Here is a 20,784-nt window from a genome sequence, read left to right on the forward strand (position 1 = left end):
ACGCACTGGGACTGTTCCGCGCTGGTGAGCCCCTAGACGTGGTAGCCGACGAGTACGGCATCCCAAGCGACCACCTGGAAGACGCGGTCCGCATCGCGACACGGTCAGCGGCCTGAGATGACGATCGGGCACCCCGACGGCCTGCCCACACTGTTCCTCGACCGCAGCCTTGGCCGAAAGCAGGTCCCCGACCTTCTCCGCACCGCCGGATTACGCCTGCGGACACTCGCAGAGGTGTACGGCATTCCGGCCGATGAGACCATTGCCGATGTCGACTGGCTCGCTCGCGCTGGCCGCGAGGGATGGGTCGTGCTCATGAAGGACGAGCGCATCCGCTACCGCCCGGCCGAACGCGCGGCGCTCGTCGACCACCGTGTGCGAGCATTCTGCCTGACCAGCGGAAACCTTCGTGCTGCGGGGATGACCCAGCTGTACCTTGCCGTGCTCGGCAAGCTCACGGCCGCCTGCACAACCCCGGGCCCGTTCCTGTGCGTCGTGTCTCGCAGCGGGCTCCGTCGCATCGACCTCGGTCAGTGTTCCTGGCTACCTCCGATGACACGGGGATCGGCCAGCGGAATCTGTTCGGCGATGACGCCGACCCGGTGGGCTTCATGCCCACGCCGTTCGACCTTGACGGGATCAACAGGACGCTCGCCGAACTCATTCACAGGGACCCGGCGTCCCGGCTTGACCTGCCCGAACCTGTCCGGGCCCTTGTATAGGCGCAACGGCCGGTGGTCGGGATCTCGGTCTCAGTCAGGCAGGGGCTTGTGCTGGGAGACCGAGTTCGCGCGCGGCCACGACGAGTTCGCGGTCGTAGGTGACGAAGCCGGCCAGGTCTGACCGGAACGGGTCGGCGGTGGCGAGGTGCACGGCGTCGAGCGAGCCGAGCCTCGGTGTTCGGTAGGTCTTGACACCGAGCCAGCACGGTGCTGGTCAGGTCGGCCAGATACACACCGAACCGCCTGACCGACCAGGTGCGGCACTCGCTCATGGTCAACGCCTGCGCGGATCAAGGTGCGCGTGATCTCCGGTTCGGCCAGCTCACTGGTGATCAACTCAGTGTCTTCGGGGAGCTCTTGACGCCAGGCGCGCAGTGCACCGGTCTCCGGTTCGCGCTTGATAAATTTGATCAAGGCGCACGAATCGGTAGATCACCGGTTGCGCTCCCGATCTCGATCCGAGACCAGGAGATCCGACAAACTTTCGGTATCGGCCAAGAGATCATCGACGATGTCGGGCATGCCCGATTCGGCCGGGGGGCGCACCGCGCCATGGCAATCACGCGGTGGAGCGTGTTCTCGGCTTGCGGTTCGGGCACCATGCGCAGCACAGGCCGACCACGGTCGGTCACGACGATCGAAGCGCCGGCCCTGACACGGGCCACCGCCTTGGAGGGATTCTGATTGAGTTCCCGTAGGCCAATCGTCTCCACATCCACCAATGTACCTACAAATTGTAGTTATGTATGGCCAGGATGACGGCGGGTCTGTCGAGGGTCGTGCCGGCGGAGCGACAGAATGCCACGCATGGATGCAGCGCCCTTCGCCGTGTACCTGTCCGAATTGGACGATGAGGCCTTGACCCGGTTGCTGGTGGCCCGGCCGGACGTGCGGATCGAGCCCGTACCGCGTGGGTTTCCGCAGCTGGCGCAGCGGCTCGGCGGAGCGGACTCGATCGTCGCCGCGCTGCGCACGCTGACCCGGGACACCGTGGTCGTCGGGCAGGCGATCGCGGTCCTGGGCGAGGCTGCGAGCCTGCCGGCCGTCGCGCGCTTGCTGGGCGCGCCGGAGCAGGCGGTGCGCGACGAGGTGACGCAACTGCGCGATCGGGGGCTGGCGTGGACCAGTTCGGGCATGCTGCACCTGCCCGAACGACTGCAGGCGCACTGGACCGCCGAGCTCGGCGGCGGGCGTCCGGTAGCCAAGATGGCGACGACGGTGCTCGCGGAGGAGCTTCGTGTCGCGGCCTCGGCGTTGGGTGTCGCGGCGGACGGTCTGCGCAAGCCTGAGCTGATCGCGCGGCTGACCGAGGCGATGGCGGACCTGCGGTCGTTGGTCGAGGTGATCGCCGGTTTGCCCGGGCCGGCTCGCGCGCGGCTTGAGCAGCTTCGCCAAGGCGGGTTCGGGATCATGTTCGGCTTTGTGGACCCACGTCGGCGCGGCACCGACCCGACCGATCTGCTGCTCGAGGCTGGCCTGGTGCTGCGGCCGAACCGGCAGGTGGAGGTGCCGCGGGAGGTGGCGGTCGCGGCGTGGCTGGCCGAGCACGAGAACCGGCTGACCGGCCGGCCGGAGGTCGCCGCGGCCGGTACGGCGGCCGACGCCGTGCGCCCGACCGCGCAGGCCGCCGCCCGGGAGGTGGTGCGCGGGCTGTCCATGTTGCTCGACGAGGCCGGCCGGACGCCGATCACCGCGTTGAAGAAGGGCGGGGTCGGGCCGCGGCAACGGAGCCGGCTGGCCAAGCGGCTGTCGAGTCCCGACGACGTTCTGGTGCTGTGGATCGACCTTGCCTACGCGGCCGGCCTGCTGGGTGAGGTCGACGGCGGGTACGCGCCAACGGATGCCTACCCGGACTGGCGTGCCGCCGAGCCCAGCCTGCAGTGGGCCGCCGTGGCCAGTGCCTGGCACGCGCTCGAGCACGCCCCGCTGATGCGGGAGATCGACGGCGACAAGGAGCACCCGCCACCGCTGACGCTGATGTCGGCGGCGGGCGCGATGCGACGTGCGATGCTGCGAGCGGCCCGCACCGGTCTGTCGATGCGCGGCGCCGGCGCGGAGATCGACTGGTTCTTCCCGCTGCACGGCTACGACCCGGAGGCGCGCGACGAGAAGATCGCCGCCGCCGTACGGGAGGCCGAGCTGCTGGGCGTAACGGCCGGCGACCGGGTGTCCGAACTCGGCGAGGAGTTGTTGGCCGCCATCGACGACGCAGATGCCGCGGACGACGAGGCTGGCGACGATGTCGTGGCCGAGGCCGCCCGGCGCTGCGCGTCTTTGCTGCCCGGGGTGGACTGCGGGGTGATCCTGCAGTCGGACCTGACCGCGGTGGTCTCCGGGCAGCCGAGCCCAGCCGTTTCCCGTCTGCTTGTGACCATGGCCGTCAACGAGACCCGCGACAACGCCGGCATCTGGCGGTTCACCCCGGCCAGCCTCCGCGCCGCGCTCGATGCCGGGTGGACCGCGCCGGAGCTGCTGGCCGAGCTGGCGGCGATCGCCCACCGGGCCGTGCCGCAGCCCCTGGAGTACCTGATCACCGACGCGGCGCGTCGGCACGGCCAGGTGCGGGTGCGCGGGATGAGGTCGTGTGTCGTCGCCGACGAGGCGCTGATCACCGAGATCCTCAACACCCGGTCACTGGCCGACCTGCAGCTCGGCAGGGTCGCCCCCACTGTCGTGTCCAGCCCGTTCGACCTGGACCACGTGCTGGCCCGGCTGCGCGCGGCCGGCCTGTCCCCGGTAGCCGAGGACTCCTCAGGGATGACCATCATCGAGAACCGTCAAGAGCACCGGGCCAAGAACAACCGGATCACCACCGCCAAGCGGACGAAGTCGCGGCTCACCGCCGCTGAGCTGGTCGGGCGGCTGATCGCCGACCCGCACGGCGAGCACCCGCCGATGGCGAGCACCTCAGCCACCTTCGAGTTGCTCGCGCAGCTCAACCGGCACCTCGACGACGCGGAGCTCGCCCTGCTGAGCCACGCAGTGGACCACAAAGACGACGTACTGATCTCCTACCGCGACAAGAACGGCAGCCCCACCGTCCGCCAGATCCAGCCCAACCAGATCTTCGGACGGTGGCTTGACTCCTGGTGCTACCTGCGCAACGCCGACCGCGAGTTCACCATCGCCAACATCGAGTCGGTCGCCCCACCGCACTGACTCAGTGGCGAGAATCACCGGTATGCGATACGGCAGAGCCGTCGAGAAGCTCCACATCCTGGCCGAGGCGTGTCAGCGCACCACCAAGTTGCCGCTCGATGAACCGTTCTTACGTGAGGTGTACGTGTTCGGCGAGCTGCTGGACGGCGCCGACCCGATCGACCACCTGAAGCTCGCGTTCGTGCTGAACCTGCCGCCGGAGGAGGTGCCCTGGGAGTCCCAGCCCCGCGGCACGTCTTGGCTCGTCGACAGCCTGCGGCTGGACAAAGGTGGCTTCGCCTACTGGTGGCGCTCCCGGCACGGCCCGGTGTGGAACCACAACATCCGCGGCCCGGTGCGGTTCTGGTCTCTCGATGGTCCCGACGACACCGTGTTGCGAGCGCTGTCCGAGCGGCGGCTGGCCAACCTGCCGCGGCTGGCGGCAAGCCCGGAGGACGTGCGCTCGCGGTACAGCCACCGAGCTGGACGCGGCCCTGGCGCACCTGCGCGCGATGACCGAGACGTACTGGGACCGCGAGTGGCGGCACGACAATCGCGGGGATGGCCGATACCCCGAGAACCACCTGTGGGAGGCCGTGTACGGCTACCTCGACCTGCTCGACGCCGCCAACAGCGCACCCAACGCCGGTCAGGCACCATGACCGAAGAACGGTGCGGGACCCATCATGGGACCCAAACAGCTGAGCCCAGAGTGGCGAAAGGCCACAGATCATGGACCGGTATTGCTATAGTTGCAGGTAGAGGCCATGGTCAACGGCGTAGTGAGCCCTACGGATCAGAAGGTTGGGGTTCGAATCCCTCCGGGCGCGCGCCATGACATCAGCAGGTGAGGACCTTGTTGATCGTCTACTTCGGACTTATCCCGAATTCCCGCTGCGCCACCATGCATTCGCGCTGATGCGTCACCCCGACGTCGAGGTCAGCCACGCCAGGTCGGTCACGGCTGTGTGCCGCGCGGTCGTGGCGCGCGTGAACAGCTCGTCGGTTTTCGTCAGCACGAGCGTGTATGGCCGGCCCTGCCGCTGTGTCTGGTGCCGCACCGGCAGCCAGGCCCGGTCGATCTGGGTGTGTACGTGCTGGCGTCCGTCCTTTGCCAGCGGCCACTCGAAGATTCGGCGCGACCGGGAGGCGAGAAACGTCCCCAGCGTGTCGCACAGGTCGCACCGGCACCCGGTCCAAGCGATCGACCAGTCGTCGTCGTCCCGCTGCGGCCGTGCGACGATCGCGCCGAGCCGCTGCGCGCAGTCCCGCGCGACCGCGTCGAGTCCCGCCGGCCGCGGCGCGTCCACCGAACGCAGCGCGGGCATCAAGCACTCCAGCACAGCGTCCCCGTACCCGCGCAGCGCTGCGGTGATCTCGTCGTGCAGCGTATCGTCGGCCGCCTCCAGCAGCCGCATCAGCGGCGAGCTGAGCATCTCCAGCTGCGGCTGGCGGACCTCGGTTCGCGCGGTCGTGGTCCAGGACCGCAGCTCGTCGCCCAGCCAGTGCCAGGCTCCGGCGGCAAGCAGCCGTGCCGCCTCCGGGCTCCCGGTGGCACACAGCGCCCCGCACAGCCCTGGCAGTCCTTCGACCCACTCGTGCCGGCCGGTTCCGTAGTGGTGCCCGGGTCCGAACCACCCGTTGATGACACCCCGCGTCCACTCCTGGCCGTACTGCCCGGCCGCCGCCGCCAGCCCGTCCGCGTGCTCCTGCGTGAGCGTCTCCACACGGAACGGCTCCAGCAGCATCGCCGCCGTCCCGGCGACGCCCAGGCCCGCCGCCACGTCCAGCGCGGCGCCGAGCAGTCCCGGCTGTGACTCGGTCTTTTGCCAGAACGGCGCGAGCGACTCCGCCGCGGCCCGTGCGCCCACCAGGTCGCCGGCCTCGATACGGTCGCGGAGCTCGTGCAGCGCCCACTGCGATCCGGCCTCGGCACGCGCCGCGAACGCCCGGTCCATGGGCCATACGACAACCGCGGCCCGCCGGTACCACCTGTCCAGCGTGTTGCCGTAGTTGCCCATGTAGCCCTCGTACTCGGACTGGTAGGGCGCCAGATCCGCGCTCGGGGTGGTGGCGCACACCTCGTGATAGGAGACGTGCAGCGAGATCGGCTCGCCGCCGGTGCCGTCCGGGCCGGCCCACCAGCCGAGGGTGATCTCGTCGTCGATCAGCTCGTTGACCTCATAGTCGTCGGAGTCGTAGTCGCGCCACCGGTCGCTGTCGGACGGCTGGGCGTCCCAGGTCTCCTTCACTTCGGCGAGCGCCAGCACCGTCTCGCACCCGGCCCGCTCGGCCGCGGCGCGCACCTGCGCGGCACGCTCCGCGTCGGCGCCCTTGAGCCGGCGCCAGGTCAGGCCCCGCTGGGTGTACTCGTGGTCGAGCAGGAAGACCAGCCGGTTCGGCGGGTCGAGGTCCCGACCTCCCGTACCGCGAGGTGGTCGACGTGGTGAAATGCTCGGTGAGGCAGTGCGCCAGTTCGGTGGCTGGGCCGGCCTCCGGAGCCGGGGTCTCGGCTTCGGCGAGCAGGTTGAACGTGAGCGCTACCCGGTACCCGGACCTGACCGGCGTGACCCCGTGCCGGCAGTCGGCGTAGAACGCGACGAGGGTCAGCTCCTCCTTCGACGCTCGGTAGGTCCTGCTTTCCCCGGCGTGGTCGATGACCAGTTCCCCGCCGGTGTGCGCCGACGGTAGTGACACGACCAGCGTGCCCACCATCGCGTCGTGCTTCTCCGAGTCCTGGTCGGGGAGGAAGAACTGTCCCTTGCCGTACACCAGCATCGAGTGCGGCTCGGCCCGCAGCCGCGACGTCCGCGGGAGCCCGAGCTCGTCACGGAAGTGCTCCAGCGCGCTGTCCAGCAGCGCCGTCCAGGCCGGCCCGCCGAGCGTGAGCTGATCCGGGGTGAGTTCCCAGGTGTCGCGGACACCGGCCGCGCCACCGCGATCAGATTCTTGGCCATGGGCGCGCGGACCGGAAGGCGTACCGGCCCGACGCCGGACACCTCGAACTCGAGCAGATGTGCCGGTGCCAGCAGCTGAGCACTGAACGACCCAGCCGGCTCGGCGTCGTCGAGCAGATACGCCAGTCGTTCCCGTGCCGTCTTCGCCATGTGTCCCCTCGCGCGCTCGCCGTGTTCTTTCGTGTTCTTTCGCGGCCTGACTGTAGCGGCGGCCGACGGGGACGCGGCTAACTGCCCGAGCCCTTCAGCGCGGTGGACCAGGACGAGATCGTCGACCGCGGCGCCCGGCGGTGCTGGATGTGAGGCGGTCACGTCATGCCGGTCGCGGCGTCCCGATGCCGAACTGGGGTTCCCGAGCACGAGGAACACCGGGACATGCTCGACTGGCTTGGGCTGGACCGCCGCGGCCAGTTCGACCCCGCGCGGTTCGATCCCGACGAGGCCAACCGGCGGCTCACCGCCGTGGCGCACGCCGGTCCCGTCGCCTCGCGGCACTGACACAGGACACCGCCGGCTCACCCGTTCGTGTTGGGCTTCGGCGGTAACCAGTGGGTGCGGTAGGCCCGCTCGATGTTCGGGTCTCCCGACTTGGAGAACTGGAGTCGCCGACGATCCCTGGTCTGACTGACATAGGCCGTTTCGCTGGGTCGCAGGCCCGCGCGCTCGGCCCAGCTCCGGAAGATCCGCATCGCCGCGCTGATCTTGGGCAGGCTGGCGACCGTCACCTGCTCCAGGTACGGCACGCGACCGCGCCGCCAGTTCTCCACCTTCTCGGGGCGAAGCCAGCCGGTGGCGAGCAGCGCGTCGATCGCGGTGACGTAGCCCTTCCTGGCGACCGCCGCAGTGCCCGCGGCCGCGATTTCGCGCCGCAGCCACGCCTGGTTCCGGGGATTCATCGACTACGCGGCCACCCTTCCTTGACTCTAGATCAAATCTGTGTCCCGGGATGCGCTTTCATTCACTCTGCTTTTACCCACAGAACACTCGCTTCCGGGTCACCAGTTGGTGGTCTCGTTGAGCTGCAGGTGTTTCTGGAGGACAGGGGTGGCCTTGCGGATGTCGGCCTGGTCGGCGCCGAACGCCTTGGCGGCTTCCGGGTAGGTGGCCTGTCCCGCTCGAGACCAGTAGCGAACGGCTCGATCCACGCTTGCCGCGAGCACGCGGGGCGGGAAGCGGGTGACGAGGTCGTCGGGGTCGGGCAGGCGCCACCAGGCGGCGAGCGCGCGGGCGGTGAAGGTCAGGCCGTTGCGTGAGGTGGTGAACAGGAGTTTGGCGACCGGGTCGAGCGCGACGTGCGTCGGCGGGACCTGGATGGTCGGCCCGCCGAGGTACCGGGACGCCATGCCCGGGAGCCAGGGCATCGAGTAGGGCAGGAGCTCTTCGAGGAGCCGGTCCCGCGACCAGAGCAGCAGGTATCGGTACTGGCCGTGGTGGGTGCTCAGGGTGCCGCCGGTGGCGCCGCGGTGTCCGGCCACCGGCTGGTCGTAGTTGCCGCAGGTGAACTGCACCGGAGTGTGGCCGACGGGAACCCCGACGCCGTACAGGGGGCCGCATGCGCCGTAGAGGCGGGTCAGTGCGGCCAGCGGTGAGTCGGCGGCGATGAGCCGGGCGAGCTTGCGTCGCTCCTCCGCGGCCACCAGGTGCCAGAAGTCGACGACCTTCTTCTCGTCGGCCTTCCTGGGCAGGACCGGACCGGCGACGCGGGCCGCGGTCGTCTTCGAGGTGGGCGGCCGAACCGGTTCGCGCTTCTGCCGCTCGGGTGCGGTCGGGGGTCGATCTTCCTTCTGCTGAGCCGTGCTGGGCGGGTTGGTGGGGCGGGTGGGTGGTTTCGGCGGGGGCGCCTCAGCCTTCGCGGGAACGCAGGCGGTGCAGCCGAGGTGGGTCTTGGTGGCCACCAGCGGGGCGGATGCGTCGCAGGTGGGACAGCGGGTGGGGGCGAGGGCGCCGACCAGCGGCAGATAGTCGAAGGTCACCGGCCAGCGGCGGTCGCCGCGGCGGACATCGGTGTCCAGCCGCCACACGGGCACGTCGATCAGGTGGAGACGGTATGGCCGCAGCGTGTGCTGGTGGCGGTATTTCTCGTTGATCTCGGCCACGCGGCGGTCGCGTTCGGCGGTCGTGGCCTCGGCCCGCGCATCCAGCAGCGCGGCGCGCTGCTGGTCCGCCCCGTTGCGGCGCTTGTCGATCGCGGCCAGCGCGGCGGCGTAGTACTCGCAGGCCCGGGTGAGCTCCGCGGTGCGCTCGGCGTCCGCGTCGGCGGCCAGAATCCGGCCACGCGCCGCCGCGGTCGCGTTGAGCACTTCGTGCGCGGCGGCCAGAGCGGGGACGAGCGGGCCGGTCCTGATGTTGCGGCTGGGCGCGATCTCGGTCGTGGCCACCGCGTGTCGCAGCCGGGTGGCGGACTCCTCTGGCCAGGCGATCCGCGAGGCGACGTCGACCAGGCACTCGGCGACCTCGGTGAACTGATCTTCCGAGACTGTGTGCGTGACCAGCACCGCGAGACGCACCGTGGGACGGTGCGTGCGGATCGGCGCGCCGGTGGCGTCGATGCGACCGTGGTCCACGGCGATCAGCTCGCGAATCATGGCCTGGAGGTCCTGCGTGGACGGTGGTGGTTGCGAGCGGTGCGGCAGGGTGAGCGCGCCGACGTCGCCGGTGCCGATGACCGACTCGGCCGCCCGGCCGATCTCCGGATGCCCGGCGTCGAGGAACAGCACGCCGTCCTCGCGGGAGATGTCCGGATCGTCGGTGATCAGCGCGGACTCGGGCAGGTCGTGGGTGGCGGCGAGCTGCTCGGGCAGTACCGCCAGCACGGTGTCGTCGGACCGCTCCCACAGGCCGCCCCGGGAGTCCAGGTAGTCCAGCCAGAACGACAAGGCCGGGCCATGCCGCGTGATCACGCGTCATCCTCTCCGACCAGTGCGTCGACGGTGCTCCGGTCTGCCAGGTATCCGGTGCGGGCAGCGGCGAGGTCCTCGCCGATCTCGTCCATGCTGCGGGCGAAACCGTCGCCGTCCTCGCTGGTGGTGAATGCGTCGAACACAGCTCGTTCGAAGTCGAAGTCCTCGTCGATCCGACCCAGGATCATGTCGAGCTCCCCGACTACCAGCTCGAACATATTGATCTTGGTTTCCAGCACGTGCAGGATTCGTTCCTCGATGGACCCCCGGCAGGCCAGGTTGGTCAACCGCACGTCCTCGGTCTGGCCGACCCGGTGCAGCCGGCCGAGGCGCTGTTCGATCTGCATGGGGTTCCACGGCAGGTCGAGGTTGATCATCACGTGGCAGAACTGGAGGTTGCGGCCCTCGCCCGCGGACTCGGTGGACAGCAGCACCGGTCTGTCGTCCCGGAAGGCGCCGATGGCGCGTTCCTTGTCCGCGCGAGGCAGGCTGCCGTGGTAGACGGCGGCGTCGATCCCAGCCATCCGGGTCGATGCGGCCACCGCGTCCAGGGTCTGCCGGAACGCGGTGAACACCAGCACCTTCTCCCCGCGCGCAACGTGTTCGCCCAACTTGGCCACCAGCAGGCGCACCTTGGCCGGCGCGGTGATCGCCGCCGCCGCTGCCGCCAGGTCGGACCAGCCGAGCTTGGTGAGGGTCGGGGCAGCCGCCGCGGGGGTGGACCCTGCCAGTCGGGCCACCGAACGCAGTGCCAGGCGCCGCCCGGCGGGCGCTTCCTTCGCCTCGACCCGGATTCGGTCGGCCAGTTCGGCGTACATGTCCCGTTCGTCGGCGTCGGGGGTGACCAGGACGGTTTCGGCCAGCCGCTGCGGCAGCCGTAGCGCGACCTCGCTGCGCCGGTGGCGCACCATCACCTGCTGGGTCCTGGCCCGCAGTTCGGTCAGGTTGCGCGGGCTCCGCACATCGCCACCGGACGGGGCGTGCCGGGTGCGGAACCGGCTCGGGGTCCCGAGCAGGCCGGGCGCCACCAAGGAGATCATCTCGTACAGGTCCTGCAGTTTGTTCTCTACCGGGGTGGCCGTCAGCAGCAACAGGAACCGAGTGGTCAGGGCCCGGATGAGCTTCCCCGACGCGCTGCGCGTCGATCGCAGCCGGTGCGCCTCGTCGGCGATCACCAGGTCCCACCCGACGCCGGTAAGCCGTGTCTTCAGCGGATCGCGGCGGCCCGCGGCGAGCGAAGCCAACAGCACCGGCTGGTTCCCGCGCCTTTCCGGGACGGGGTCCTTGCCGGACAGGATCACGGTGGGCAGGCCGAACTTGCGTTCCAGCTCGTCTCGCCACTGCTCGACCAAGCCGGCCGGAGTGATCACCAACGTGCGGTCGGCCAGGCCGCGCAGCCGTAGCTCGGAGGCGATCAACCCGGCTTCGATGGTCTTTCCCAGTCCGACCTCGTCGGCCAGGATTGCCCGGCCCCGCATCCGGCGCAGGACGGTCGCCGCTGTCTCCCGCTGGTAGTCGAACGGCTGGAAAGTCAACTGTGGCAACGACAGCAACGTGTCGAACCCGGGCCGCCGCAGCACCGCGACCGCCTGGTCCACCAGTGCCGACGTCACCGGATCGGCGGCCGGCGCGGCCGCCAACCGGCCCAGCAGCCCAAGCAGCGCCTCAGGTAGGACGGGTTGTCCGACGGTGCTCTGCTCACGCGCCAACATCGTCGCCACGATACCGGGACCGACCGCCGGCTCGGTCGATCCCCACCCGGCGCGTCGTGAGACGCTGCTGGAGTGAGCCCGGTGAGCAAAGGACGTAAGCGCAAGCCAACCAAGACCGGCCGGCGAGCCGGTCGCCCTGGCGGGTCCGCGCGGCCCGGACCGCCCGCGGAACACGGGTTCGCCGCGAAGGCATACCTGGATGACCTGTCGCCGCTGATGTCCCGGGCCGAGGTCGAGCGCACCATGGACCGGCGGGTGTTCACGATGCCGTACTACGGCACCACCATCCGCGGCGAGGACTTCGACCGCCTGAACCCCGCCGACCCGGATGAGCGTGGACTGCTCATCGAGGGCGAGCATCCCGAGTACCACGACGCGCTGGCCGATCCGGTCGGGAAAGACGAAGTCGATGGCGTCAACCCCCGGTTGCACCTGGTGATGCACGAGATGATCGCCAACCAGCTGTGGGACAACGACCCGCCGGAGGCATGGCAGGCCGCCCAGCGACTACGCGAGCTCGGCATGGACCGGCACGACATCCTGCACGAGCTGGCCGCGGTCGCGACCGAACACCTGCATCCCGCCCTGGTCCGCCGTGAACCGTTCGACCTCGACGCCTACCGGCATGCCCTCGACGACCTGGGCCGCGCAACGGCGCACGGCCTCGACCCAGCCACACCACGTATCAGGTCAAGGTCAGCCTCGCGTGGAGTGAGCCGCTGATCTGGCGGCGGCCTTCCTTGCCCGGTGACACCCCACTGGACGTGCTGCACGACGTCATCCGGATCGCGTTCGGTTGGGAGCACAGCCACCCGCACCAGTTCGAGGCCGAGGGTCGGCAGTACACCGACACCAGCCACGGCGCGGCACCTGGGGTCTCGGACGAACGCCGGGCCACGTTGGTCGAGTTCGCGCCGCGAAAGGGCCACCGGCTGCGCTACCCCTACGACCTCGGCGACGCCCGGGTGGCGTGCCTGGCCGCCGAGCGTGCCGGGCCGCCCGAGGATAGTGGCGGCATCCCCGGCTACCAGAACCTCCTGGACGCCCGGAGCGACCCCGAACACCCCGAGCACGACCACTGTCCGGACTGGCTTGGCGGGATCTACGATCCGGTGGCCGTCGACCGCGACGCGATCAACATCGCACTCGCGAAAGTCGGCGTCCCCGTCGCGCGCTAGACGCTCGTCATCGCGCGGATGTCGCGCTCAGTTCGCCGGTGACCGCTCCGCGCCGACCAGGTAGTGGAAGTTGTCCGGCCCGACGGAACGGCGCAGAGTGGCGACGACTTTCGCCGCGTTGTCGTGCGGACCTTCGACGAAGAACGGCTGGCAGTCGCGGCCGAAGCGGATGGCGCTCGGGCCGGTCCACTGGCCGAGATGGTCCTTGGTCGTCTCGAAGTCGGAGCCCGCGGCGGGCTCGAAGCCGAGATCGCGCGCGTACTCGACAGCTCCGAACACCAGGTGTTGCACCAGTTCCATCGGCACGGCCAGTGGACTCGCGTGATACGCGTCGAAGTAGGAGCGGGCGAACATGGTCAACGCGTGCCGGTCCATGACGTGCGGCCCGATGGTGTTCTTCACCCCGAGGCAGAAGACGTCCACCAGGTATCCGCAGACACTCACCCGGTGGCGACCGGCATCTCGCGCGACCAACACGCTCACCAACCCGGAACCGCCGGAGTCCGGGACCTTCACGTCGGGCCACTCGGGGTGGCGGTCGACCGTGAGCCCATCGCTCCAGTTCGGGCTCACCCAGCACTCGACGACCTCGCGGGCAGCGGGGGAGGTGTCGTCCTGGGCGGCGATCGACTTGATCAGTGGCGCCACTGCCGATCGCGGCACTCCGATCGCTCTGGCGATCTCCTTCGGCGAGCACCCCTTGTCGCGCAGTGCCCGCACCCGTCCAGTCAGCTCCGTCTCGTCCACGCGACACATTCTTCCCCGTACCCGGCAATACCGGGTCCCCGGGTACAGAATCGTCGGCATGCGTTATCGCAGAGCGGTCGAGAAGCTCCAGGACCTGGCCGAAGCGTGCCAGCGGACGACCATGATGCCGCTCGACGAACCGTTTCTGCACGAGGTCTACGTGTTCGGCGCGCTGCTCGACGGTGCCGACCCATCGACCGCGTCGAGCTCGCGGTCGTGCTCAACCTGCCGCCGGACTAGCGATCCCGCACCGCCGCCGAACTCCACGCGGCGCTGGCACACCTGCGTGTGGTTCACGAGGCGTACTGGGAGCGCGAGTGGCGGCGCGACAATCGTGGCGGCGGCCGATACCCCGAGAACCGGCTGTGGGAGGCCGTGGACGGATACCTCGACCTGCTCGACGCCGAGCGCGCGCCCGGCAACGGTGGTGCGGCCTGGTGTCACGTGATCGCTGTCGCGTTACGTCGGTGGGTACGGTGACGTCCATGGCGGTGGGTGGACATCGGGACGGAAGTCCTGGCGGGCGCGACGAGCTGGTGGGGCGGTTCGAGGACGCGCTCGCGGGATTGGGCCCGGATGCGCGACCACGATGGTCCATCCCTACACCTGGCTACTGGACCGCGTCGGGGCCGACGGAATCACGCTGACCGGCGCCGGTTACCTCCCACCGGCCCATGTGCAAGCCGCGGTGACCGAGCTCGGCCTGGCGAACGAGTGGATCGGCAAAGGAAACCGCGAGGTCCAGACGCTGCCCGTGCTGAACCTCCGGGAGTCGGCGCAGCGGGCGGGACTGCTGCGCAAGCACCAAGGCAAACTCGTGCTGACGCCGCGTGGACGCACCGCGCGCACCGACCCGGTCGCGTTGTGGTGGCTGCTCGCGGAGCAGACCCCGCCCCGATCCGCGCAAGCGTGACGCAGGCCTGGCTCATCCTCCTGATCATGACCGCCGCGCGGAGCACGCGCGAGCTCACCCCGACCCTCATCGAACTGCTCGGTGCGATCGGCTGGACGACCGAGGACAACGTCCCACTGACCGGCGTGATGGCGGCGAGGCAGTCCGGGACACGGCAGCCGTGCTCCGGCGCGTGGGGGCACTCGACCGCGCCGCCACCGGCTGGCACGAGCGTCCGACATCAGTGGGAGCGATGATCGCCAGGGCCGCCCTGACCACGTGGCCCTGACGGCCGGTGGTGGCCCGCGGTCCCGCTCACCGTGGGCTGTCGATGAGCTGGCCCGCCCGCACCGCGGCCGCGAGCGCGTCGGGGTTCTCGGTGCGCTCGAACACGTCGACCGCGGTGTCGGTGAACTTGATGACGTGCTCGTCGTAGTGCGACGCGGCCCGGTCCAGCGCCTCCGCCGACGGGTCGGCGCCGAGCGAGACGCCGGGCGGTCGCGCCGGGTCGGCGGGGCTGTAGGCGGCCGTGATCGCCGCGGTGGCCGCCCACGCCGCGACGAGGCTCGGGATCCACATCCCCTCGGGCAGTGCGGGGAGGACGTGGCGCACCGCGTTCGGCGCGGTGGCGGTGTGCACCAGCAGCACCGGGCTGCCCTGCCCGTGGGTGAGGTAGTGCAGGGTGGCGGTGTCGACCAGGTCCGCCAGCAGCGCCGGCACGTCGGCGGCGCCGGTCGGGGCCCGCAGCGCGGCCAGCGCCTTCGACCAGCCGGGGAGATCGGCGAGCCTGCTCAGCCGGTGGGCGATCAGCCCGCTCTGCTCGGCCAGCCGCGGCACGCCGCGCAGCGCGTCGGCCGCCGGTAGCGCGCCCACCGGGGCGGTGAACCCGGGCAGCGTACGGAACCTGGCGGCCCAGAAGGCGAGGCCGTAACCGAGCTCGGTCACCGCTGCCGGACCATGCTCGCCGCCGGACAGAACGCGCACGGCGTGGCTCACCCGGATCACCCCGTGCGTGGAACCGGCCGCGATTCCGGGAAGCAGCCGCGGCCACCACGTCTCCAGCACCTGGCGCCACGGCCGCTCCGCGAGCTGCCGGGAGAAGTACGCCGTCCAGTCGCCGACCCGGCGCCCGTCGCCGAGTGCGGCCCGCCAGGTCGACTCGGTGATGCGCTCGCCGGGCACCGGCAGCTCCGCGAGCCGCGGGATGTAGCGGTCGAGCCAGCGCTGCACGTCGATGTCCAACCCGCGCCGCACGATCACCTCGGCGGCCATCGGGCCGTGGTTGGTCAGCCCGTGGTTGCCCTCCTCGTCCCCGCCGAACTCCGGGCCGTGGTGGTGGAGTCGCTCGTAGGCCTCGGTCAGCGTCTCGTCCATCGGGTCACCCGTCCGTGCCGGGCCGGTAGGCCAGCGACAGCACGCCGGTGTCGAGCTTCCGCGCGCTCGTGAGGTCCAGGTCGAACCGGTCGTCGCCGAACAGTCGCGCGCCGGAGCCGAGCACCACCGGGTTCACGAACAGCCGCAGCTCGTCGAGCAGTCCGGCACGCAGCAGCGAGCGGACGAGCGTCGGACTGCCGCTGATCATGATGTCCCGGCCGTCCCGCTGCTTGTGCTCGGCGACGGCGTCGACGACATCCCCCTTCAGCAGGGTCGAGTTCTTCCAGGTCACCGTGTCCAACGTGGTCGACGCGACGAGCTTGGGCGTGCTGTTCATCCAGTCGGCGCCCGGGTCGTCGGCCATGGAACGCCGCGGCCACGAGGCGGCGAACACCTCGTACGTGCGCCGGCCCAGCAGCAGCGTGTCGGCCGCTGCCATCTGCGCGTCGATCTCGGCGCCGAGCTCGTCGTTGAAGCGCACCCAGCGTTCGGGCGCCTCGACGACACCGTCCAGCGACATGAACAGCCCAGAAACGATCTTCCTCATCGTGGTTTCCCCTCCGGCGAATGGTGCGGCTACGGACTGAAGGGTGTCCGCGTGCCGGCCGGCCGTCCACGATTAGCGCCTGGCCTAATCTCCAACCGTGATTCACCTGCACTTCAGCACCGAGGACCTCGTCCGGGTCAGGTTCTCCTTCTCCCCGGTGTGGGAGGGCGTGAGCAGTCTGCGAACGCTGGGTGCGGGCCGCCGCAACGGGCTCCACACCCCCTGGCTGCGGTGGGTCGGGTCCCGCCTCGGGGACGTGGACGTGGACTTGTTGACCGCGGTCGTGCGCCCCACCGGCTACATCCCGGACTTCCTGCACCCGACGCTGAGCCACCGGTCCGCCGGTTTCGAGCACGGGCTCGCGGAGGTCGCCGCCACCGACCCGGAGCTGGTCGCCGCCGAGCTGAGCCACCTCGCGGAGCACCGCGTCGCGCAGCAGGGGCCCGGGCGGGAGGGCCGTGTCCGGACGCTGCGGGAGCTGGCCGGCGAGCCGCGGGCCGGGCTCGCCAGGATCGTCGCCGAGCTGGACCGGTACTGGCGGGTCGCCGTCGAGCCGCACTGGTCGCGGATCGAGGCGTTGCTGCAGGCCGATCTCAAGTACCGCCTCGACCAGCTCGCCACCGGCGGGGTCGAGCTGCTGTTCCGCACGCTGCACCCGTCGCTGCGCTTCGAGGACGACACCCTCGAGATCGTCAAGTACTACGATGGGCACGCCGAGCTGCGCGATCGCGGGCTGCTCCTCGTTCCCTGCGTGTTCGCCTGGCCGGACGTCATCGTGCGCACCGCGGACCCGCAACCGGCCGTGACCTACTCGCCGCGCGGTGTCGGCCGGCTCTGGGAGTCCCCGGCCGGCGCCGGCCGAGCCCCGCTCGTCGACGTGCTCGGGCGCAGCCGGGCCACGATCCTCACCCAGCTCGACCTGCCGATGTCCACCACCCAGCTGGCCGACCAGCTCGACCGGACCGCGCCCACCCTCAACGTCCACCTGAAAGCGTTGCAGGCGGCGGGAATCGTGTCCGCTCGGCGAACCGGTCGCACGGTGCTCTACGCGCGCACCGAGCTGGGTGACTCGCTGGTCGCCGGGCCGGAATGAGCCGCGGTGCCGGTTCTGTCGGTGCCTGCCGATAGCTTTGCCGCATGTTTCCCGACGGCCTGCACGACATCGATCTCGCCGAGCTCGAGGACGCCGCCGGCGCCGCCTCCTACGACAGAGGTGCCCGGTACGCGCGACAGCGCGCGGTCGTCGCAGTGCGGTGGGATGCGTCGCAACACATGCTGCACGGGACCGTGCAGGGAAGAGCCGACGTCTACGAGACATCGGCGTCCTTCTTCGCCGACGGCGGAGCGGCGCCCGAGTTCGAGCTCGGCGAGTGCAGCTGCCCGGTCGGATACAACTGCAAGCACGTCGTGGCGCTGGTGCTCACCGCGTTGGGTGCTGGCCGTCCCAGCCCCGCGCCCAGCAGGCGTCCGCGCGTCCCGACCTGGGAGGAGTCCCTCGGATCGCTGCTCGACTCCCGGTCGGACGGTCCCGCGAGCCGGTCCGGCGACACGCCGCTGGCCATCGAGCTGACCCTGGCGCCGGGGGCACCTCGGCTGCACGGTCCAGCTACGGCCGGGCCGACGTTGCGGGTGCTGGCCAGGCTGGTGCGGCCCGGCAAGAACACCTGGGTGAACTCCGGGCTGAGCTGGAGCAGGCTGAGCACCCCGCACTACTACTTCGACGACTACCTCGCCTCGCACGTGCGGCTGCTTCAGGAGCTGTACGCGCTGTACCGGTCGCGCGGCAACCAGTCCGGCTACTACTCGTCGGAAGTGAAGTCGATCGATCTGTCCTCTTTCGACAGCCCGATGCTGTGGTCGGTGCTGGACGATGCCGCGGCGATCGGCCTGCGGCTGGTGCACGGCAGGAAGCGGCTGGGTGCGGTGGACCGGTACGGCTCCGCCCAGCTCTTCCTGGACGTCACCCGCGACCGGCCGGCGGGGCCGCTGGTCGTCAGCCCGGTCGTTCGCGTGGACGGAGCACCCGTGGACGCGGCGCCGGTCGAGTTCATCGGGGCCGACGGCCATGGCGTTATCTACATCGACCGCGCGGAGATCCGGCGGACCACGGAGCACAACGACTGGCGTCTCAACCTCGCCAAGCTCGCCGAGCCGGTCTCGCCTCGGCTGCGACAGATGGCGATCGAGAACCGGCGCCTGGAGGTTCCGGCGGCGGAGCAGGCCCGGTTCCGCGACGAGTACTACCCCCGGCTGCGCCACCTGGCGACGGTGACCTCGTCCGACGAGTCGTTCACGCCGCCGGCGATCTCCGAGCCCACCCTCGTGCTGCGGGCCTCCTACGGCGGCGACCACCACCTCGACGTGGACTGGGAGTGGTCCTACCAGGTCGGTGACGCGCTGCTGCGGGAACCGTTACATCAGGTCGCGTCCGACACCGGATACCGGGATGTGCAGGCCGAGCGGACCATGCTCGCCAACCTCGACGTCTCGCTCGAACGGTTCGGGCTGCTCGACACCGATCCGGTGCCGGTGCTCGCCCCGCACGCGGAGCTCCGCGGCATCGACACCATGCGGTTCACCACCGAGGTCCTGCCGCTGCTGGAGGACCAGCCGGGGGTCGCCGTGGAGATCGGCGGAGCCCGGGCCGACTACCGCGAGGCGGGCGACTCGCTGACCATCGGTGTGTCCACCGACGAGGTGGCGGGCGAGACGGACTGGTTCGACCTCGGCGTCACCATCACCGTCGAGGGGCGGGAGGTTCCGTTCATCGAGGTGTTCCTGGCGCTGTCCAGGGACCAGTCGCACATGCTGCTCGCCGACGGGGCCTACTTCTCCCTGGAGAAGCCAGAACTGCGGACGCTGCGCGGGTTGATCGAGGAGGCGCGGGCGCTGCGGGAGTCCTCCGACGGCACCCTCAAGATCAGCCGGTTCCAGGCCGGGCTGTGGGACGAGCTGACCGAGCTGGGTGTGGTCAACCGGCAGGCGGAGGCGTGGCAGCGGCAGGTACAAGGACTGCTGTCGACGGAGGCCATCGCCCCGACCCCCGTGCCGTCGGCGCTCACCGCGCGGCTGCGCCCGTACCAGGTGGACGGCTACCGCTGGCTCACGTTCCTGTGGGAGTCCCAGCTCGGCGGCATCCTCGCCGACGACATGGGGCTCGGCAAGACGCTGCAGTCACTGGCGCTGATCTGCCACGCCCGGCAGGCCGACCCGGACGGCGCCCCGTTCCTCATCGTCGCGCCGACCAGCGTGGTGTCGAACTGGGTGGCCGAGTCCACGCGCTTCGCGCCGGACCTGAACATCGTGTCGATCTCGGACACGCTGCGCCGCCGGGGCCAGACCATGGACGAGGCCGTCGCCGGCGCCGACGTGGTGGTCACCTCGTACACCTTGTTCCGCCTCGACTTCGACGACTACAGCGCGGCGTCGTGGTCCGGGCTGATCCTGGACGAGGCGCAGTTCACCAAGAACCACCAGTCCAAGATCCACCAGTGCGCGCGGCGTCTTCCGGCCCCGTTCAAGGTCGGGATCACCGGCACCCCGATGGAGAACAACCTGATGGAGCTGTGGTCGCTGCTGTCGATCACCGCGCCCGGTCTGTTCCCGAGCCCGACCCGGTTCCGCGACTACTACGCCCGCCCGATCGAGAAGGGCAGCGACACCGAGCTCCTCGCGCAGCTGCGGCGGCGGGTCAAGCCGCTGATCAAGCGCCGCACCAAGGAACAGGTGGCCGCCGACCTGCCCGCGAAGCAGGAGCAGGTGCTCGAGGTGGAGCTGACGCCGCGGCACCGCAAGATCTACCAGACCCACCTGCAGCGCGAGCGGCAGAAGGTCCTCGGCCTGGTCGACGACATGAACAAGAACAGGTTCACGATCCTGCGCTCGCTCACGCTGCTACGCCAGCTGAGTTTGCACGCCGGCCTCGTCGACGAGGCGCACGACGGCCTCGCGTGCGCCAAGATCGACGCCCTGCTCGAGCAGCTCGCGGACGTGGTCGACGGCGGCCACCGCGCGCTGGTGTTCAGCCAGTTCACCGGCTTCCTCGACAAGGTCCGCACGCGGCTGGACGAGGCGGGTGTCGAGTACTGCTACCTCGACGGCAAGACCCGGAAGCGGGCGGCGGTGCTCGACCGCTTCAAGAACGGGTCGGCCCCCGTGTTCCTGATCAGCCTCAAGGCGGGCGGCTTCGGGTTGAACCTCACCGAGGCGGACTACTGCTTCCTGCTCGACCCGTGGTGGAACCTCGCGACCGAGGCCCAGGCGGTGGACCGGACCCACCGCATCGGCCAGACCCGCAACGTCATGGTGTACCGCCTCATCGCCAAGGACACGATCGAGGAGAAGGTGATGGCCCTGAAGGCAAGAAAGGCCGCGCTGTTCACGAACGTCATGGACGACGGCAACGTCTTCGGATCCACCCTGGAGGCGGACGACATCCGAGGCCTGTTCGACTAGGTCGTGTCTCGTGGATCTTGGTCGATGGGATTCGTGATCCAGCTGTCTCCTGGCAAGGCGGAGGAAGGCCGCTCATACCGGGTTGTATTCGGGCCTTCCGACAACGCGGCCAGGGGGCAGCTGGGCGCGAATACCACGATCCAAGATCCGCGAGACATGGCC

Annotated in this window: 19 protein-coding genes; 11 read left to right on the forward strand and 8 right to left on the reverse strand. The window is 70.1% G+C overall.

Annotated features, from left to right (window positions below; all coding sequences use genetic code 11):
* Window positions 1-117: 117 nt before the first annotated feature.
* Complete coding sequence (locus GEV28_RS06230; protein WP_291409521.1) at window positions 118-843, forward strand: hypothetical protein; 726 nt, start codon at window positions 118-120, stop codon at window positions 841-843.
* Between the two features lie 289 nt (window positions 844-1,132).
* Here the strand turns inward: GEV28_RS06230 and GEV28_RS06235 are convergent, their stop codons facing one another.
* Window positions 1,133-1,441, reverse strand: a complete 309-nt coding sequence (locus tag GEV28_RS06235; RefSeq protein WP_367115039.1) for a type II toxin-antitoxin system Phd/YefM family antitoxin — start codon at window positions 1,439-1,441, stop codon at window positions 1,133-1,135.
* An 88-nt stretch (window positions 1,442-1,529) separates the two neighbouring features.
* Between GEV28_RS06235 and GEV28_RS06240 the strand changes: the two genes are divergently transcribed.
* Together GEV28_RS06240 and GEV28_RS06245 are read left to right on the forward strand one after the other, a co-directional pair.
* Window positions 1,530-3,881, forward strand: coding sequence for a helicase-associated domain-containing protein (locus GEV28_RS06240; RefSeq protein WP_291409523.1), 2,352 nt, complete (start codon window positions 1,530-1,532; stop codon window positions 3,879-3,881).
* Between the two features lie 491 nt (window positions 3,882-4,372).
* The gene (locus GEV28_RS06245; RefSeq protein WP_291409525.1) at window positions 4,373-4,522 is read left to right on the forward strand and encodes a hypothetical protein; all 150 of its coding nucleotides are present in this window, start codon (window positions 4,373-4,375) and stop codon (window positions 4,520-4,522) included.
* A 1,519-nt stretch (window positions 4,523-6,041) separates the two neighbouring features.
* Here the strand turns inward: GEV28_RS06245 and GEV28_RS06250 are convergent.
* On the reverse strand, window positions 6,042-6,632 hold the full coding sequence (locus GEV28_RS06250) for a 2OG-Fe(II) oxygenase (protein ID WP_291409652.1): 591 nt from the start codon (window positions 6,630-6,632) through the stop codon (window positions 6,042-6,044).
* On the opposite strand from GEV28_RS06250, the gene GEV28_RS06255 reads away from it, so the two are divergent.
* Together GEV28_RS06255 and GEV28_RS06260 are read left to right on the forward strand one after the other, a co-directional pair.
* Window positions 6,517-6,753 (forward strand): hypothetical protein, encoded by a 237-nt coding sequence (locus tag GEV28_RS06255; RefSeq protein WP_291409656.1) that lies wholly within the window; start codon window positions 6,517-6,519, stop codon window positions 6,751-6,753. The genes GEV28_RS06250 and GEV28_RS06255 overlap by 116 nt on opposite strands.
* Window positions 6,754-7,192: 439 nt before the next feature.
* Window positions 7,193-7,315 carry a hypothetical protein gene (locus tag GEV28_RS06260; protein WP_291409527.1) on the forward strand — a complete coding sequence of 41 codons (123 nt, stop codon included), beginning with the start codon at window positions 7,193-7,195 and terminating at the stop codon, window positions 7,313-7,315.
* Window positions 7,316-7,332: 17 nt separating this feature from the next.
* Here the strand turns inward: GEV28_RS06260 and GEV28_RS06265 are convergent, their stop codons facing one another.
* From GEV28_RS06265 to GEV28_RS06275, 3 genes are all read right to left on the reverse strand, one after another.
* On the reverse strand, window positions 7,333-7,713 hold the full coding sequence (locus GEV28_RS06265) for a hypothetical protein (RefSeq protein WP_291409528.1): 381 nt from the start codon (window positions 7,711-7,713) through the stop codon (window positions 7,333-7,335).
* Window positions 7,714-7,812: 99 nt separating this feature from the next.
* A complete protein-coding gene (locus GEV28_RS06270; protein WP_291409530.1) occupies window positions 7,813-9,717 on the reverse strand; it encodes a hypothetical protein in 1,905 nt (634 codons plus the stop codon).
* A complete protein-coding gene (locus GEV28_RS06275) occupies window positions 9,714-11,429 on the reverse strand; it encodes a DEAD/DEAH box helicase (RefSeq protein WP_291409532.1) in 1,716 nt (571 codons plus the stop codon). The genes GEV28_RS06270 and GEV28_RS06275 overlap by 4 nt, the downstream gene beginning before the upstream one ends.
* Before the next feature lie 81 nt (window positions 11,430-11,510).
* On the opposite strand from GEV28_RS06275, the gene GEV28_RS06280 reads away from it, so the two are divergent.
* Together GEV28_RS06280 and GEV28_RS06285 are read left to right on the forward strand one after the other, a co-directional pair.
* Window positions 11,511-12,152, forward strand: a complete 642-nt coding sequence (locus GEV28_RS06280; RefSeq protein WP_291409534.1) for a DUF1841 family protein — start codon at window positions 11,511-11,513, stop codon at window positions 12,150-12,152.
* Between the two features lie 17 nt (window positions 12,153-12,169).
* A complete protein-coding gene (locus tag GEV28_RS06285; protein WP_291409536.1) occupies window positions 12,170-12,607 on the forward strand; it encodes a plasmid pRiA4b ORF-3 family protein in 438 nt (145 codons plus the stop codon).
* Window positions 12,608-12,634: 27 nt separating this feature from the next.
* Here GEV28_RS06285 and GEV28_RS06290 read toward each other — a convergent pair whose 3' ends face one another.
* Entirely contained in the window at window positions 12,635-13,354 is a 720-nt protein-coding gene (locus tag GEV28_RS06290; protein ID WP_291409538.1) for a helix-turn-helix domain-containing protein, read from the reverse strand.
* Window positions 13,355-13,943: 589 nt separating this feature from the next.
* Between GEV28_RS06290 and GEV28_RS06295 the strand changes: the two genes are divergently transcribed.
* Window positions 13,944-14,267 (forward strand): hypothetical protein, encoded by a 324-nt coding sequence (locus tag GEV28_RS06295; protein WP_291409540.1) that lies wholly within the window; start codon window positions 13,944-13,946, stop codon window positions 14,265-14,267.
* A gap of 26 nt (window positions 14,268-14,293) precedes the next feature.
* Complete coding sequence (locus GEV28_RS06300; RefSeq protein ID WP_291409542.1) at window positions 14,294-14,503, forward strand: hypothetical protein; 210 nt, start codon at window positions 14,294-14,296, stop codon at window positions 14,501-14,503.
* Window positions 14,504-14,561: 58 nt separating this feature from the next.
* On the opposite strand, the gene GEV28_RS06305 is transcribed toward GEV28_RS06300, so the two are convergent.
* The gene (locus GEV28_RS06305) at window positions 14,562-15,620 is read right to left on the reverse strand and encodes a questin oxidase family protein (RefSeq protein WP_291409544.1); all 1,059 of its coding nucleotides are present in this window, start codon (window positions 15,618-15,620) and stop codon (window positions 14,562-14,564) included.
* Window positions 15,621-15,624: 4 nt separating this feature from the next.
* Complete coding sequence (locus GEV28_RS06310) at window positions 15,625-16,167, reverse strand: dihydrofolate reductase family protein (RefSeq protein WP_291409546.1); 543 nt, start codon at window positions 16,165-16,167, stop codon at window positions 15,625-15,627.
* Between the two features lie 97 nt (window positions 16,168-16,264).
* On the opposite strand from GEV28_RS06310, the gene GEV28_RS06315 reads away from it, so the two are divergent.
* Together GEV28_RS06315 and GEV28_RS06320 are read left to right on the forward strand one after the other, a co-directional pair.
* The gene (locus GEV28_RS06315) at window positions 16,265-17,260 is read left to right on the forward strand and encodes a DUF5937 family protein (protein ID WP_291409548.1); all 996 of its coding nucleotides are present in this window, start codon (window positions 16,265-16,267) and stop codon (window positions 17,258-17,260) included.
* 44 nt (window positions 17,261-17,304) lie between these two features.
* Window positions 17,305-20,622, forward strand: a complete 3,318-nt coding sequence (locus GEV28_RS06320) for a DEAD/DEAH box helicase (RefSeq protein ID WP_291409550.1) — start codon at window positions 17,305-17,307, stop codon at window positions 20,620-20,622.
* Window positions 20,623-20,784: the final 162 nt, after the last annotated feature.

It is taken from the genome of Actinophytocola sp. (assembly GCF_009379765.1).
Classification (GTDB): domain Bacteria; phylum Actinomycetota; class Actinomycetes; order Mycobacteriales; family Pseudonocardiaceae; genus Actinophytocola.